Source organism: Phormidesmis priestleyi ULC007 (assembly GCF_003003695.1).
Taxonomy (GTDB): domain Bacteria; phylum Cyanobacteriota; class Cyanobacteriia; order Leptolyngbyales; family Leptolyngbyaceae; genus Phormidesmis_A; species Phormidesmis_A priestleyi_A.
The window spans coordinates 1-2106 of record NZ_PVWG01000105.1 but is presented as its reverse complement, the minus strand read 5'-3'; the positions used below and the strand labels follow the sequence as shown (position 1 = coordinate 2106).

At 52.3% G+C, this 2106-nt stretch carries 1 protein-coding gene; it reads right to left on the bottom strand.

From position 1 onward, the window contains the following. Nucleotides 1–97: 97 nt before the first annotated feature. Entirely contained in the window at nucleotides 98–1762 is a 1665-nt protein-coding gene (gene ltrA / locus C7B65_RS26805) for a group II intron reverse transcriptase/maturase (RefSeq protein ID WP_073075362.1), read from the bottom strand. Nucleotides 1763–2106 lie beyond the last annotated feature (344 nt).

Here is a 2106-nt window from a genome sequence, read left to right as displayed (position 1 = left end):
GTCGGGTAAAGGAGTGAGTTTTAGATATATCTCCCTCCCTCCCCTCAGAACCGTGCTTACAACTTTCACTGTACACGGCTCAAGCAATCTCTATAGCCTACCGATGTAATTGTGCATGACACACGAGGTGTACTGCAACGAGATTAGACGTGTGATTGGTTCCACCTTGTTGACGTGGGACGTGGTGATGAATGTGGATATCCTCGGCATTGAAGAGCGATTGTCCACAGTTCGGACACTGGGCTTGCTGATGCTGGATGACCCGTTGCACCGCTTTTGGGTACTCCCCGATCTGCCTTGACTGTTTTGTCCGTTGCTCAAAGTAGTCTTTGAGTTCAGGATTATCCGGGCTGGCATCTCCTCGAATTAAGGTGTGCCGTTGAATCCGGGTATAGCCGATGCGATAGAGAACCATGCCCGTGTCTTTATCCACAAAGTTCCATTGACTGCCGGGGTAGGCAGGATGGTGCGCCCAGTAACGATGGTCACGCCAGCCGAAGGACTTGTTGGGATGGGTTTTGCTAATCCAGCGCCTGAGCTTCCAGAAGACGTAGTGTTCCAAGTGTTGAAACACCTCTGAACTGACTGCGTTTCGGTAGTAGTTTGCCCAACCGCGCAGAATCGGGTTGAGGACTTTGATCAGACACCGGGCATTGCTGCCATGAAGTCGCTTAAAGGTGGCACGCAGTTTCTCTCGAAAGGCTGCCACGCTTTGTTTTGCAGGCTTAATCAGCAGTTTCCATCCTGTGCGAGTGTTTTGGCTCCGATAATGCCGGACATTGAAGCTTAAAAAGTCAAATCCTTCCGATAGATGGACAATGCGAGTTTTCTCCTCGGATAGTTCCAACCCTCTGAACTTGAGGAAGCGTTGAAGGTCAACTTGGGCTTGCTCTGCCTCGACTTGGCTGTCACAGACCACCACACAGTCGTCGGCATAGCGAACCAGCACTCGTTTCACCGTTCTTTTCACACAGCCTTGAGCATAGCGCGTGATTCCCAGTGCGGTTTCCATGCCATGCAGCGCAATGTTCGCCAAGAGCGGAGAAAGAATGCCGCCTTGGGGAGTGCCTGCTTCGGAGGGATGAAAGATGCCATTTTCCACGTATCCTGCTTTGAGCCATTGGGCAATCACCCGACGAGCGGGAAAGTGCCCGATTTGCTGCAACAAGAAGTCATGATCAATGGTGTCAAAACATCCTGCGATGTCCGCCTCTAGAACCCACTTCTTGCGATTGTTCACATTGGCGGTGACATAGAGGCGAGCAATGGCATCATGTACACTGCGACTGGGACGAAACCCATAACTGGTGGGTTCAAATTGAGCTTCCCAACACGGTTCTAATGCCGCTTTCACCACCGCTTGTAAACAGCGGTCGATGATGCTGGGGATTCCCAGCGGGCGACGTTTGCCGTTGCGTTTCGGAATCTGTACCCGTCTTGCGGCTAGTGGTTGCCAAGCGTTTTGCGGCTTGAGCAAATCCACCAACTTGCCTTTTGCAGGTCCCGTTTTCACCAGCATCTTGTCGATGCCCGGTGTGTTCTTTCCTGCATTAATCTGGGTGACTCGACGCACGGCAAGGAGAACGTTGGAGTAGCTTTTGAGCAGTAACCGTTGCAGGTTTCTCACTCGTTTCCAGTCTTCACACCGAGTAGCTCGGAAGATGCGTTGTCTCAGATTCTTCACGACCCGGTTTGCTTTGCGCCAGTTGACGCTTTGCCAATCGGTCGTGCGCTGGGTTTCGTTTACAAACTGGGTCTGCACCTAACTTTTCCCTCAGCGTTCAGTTTCTTCTCAACGTTGCTTCTGGAGATCACCTGTCCCACGTCAGCACCCTTTCAGGTCAGGCATTTGCCCTATCCATCGCGTTATCGATTCCGCTTGCCTTTCGGCGGATGGCTTTCGCTTCTTGGGTCATCCTGTTCCCGCTAGAGCATTCGGCTCCGGTTGCCCGTGGCTTACCTGAAATGTGTTTGTGACTTCAGGACTCTATCGGGGTTTCCTCGTTTCGCACGGGGTGGAGATGCGATTGCTTTAGGACTCCTCTCTACTCCGGGGGCGGGGTGTTCTCCATCGATATTTAGACGCTACCGATTCCCAAATGCCCC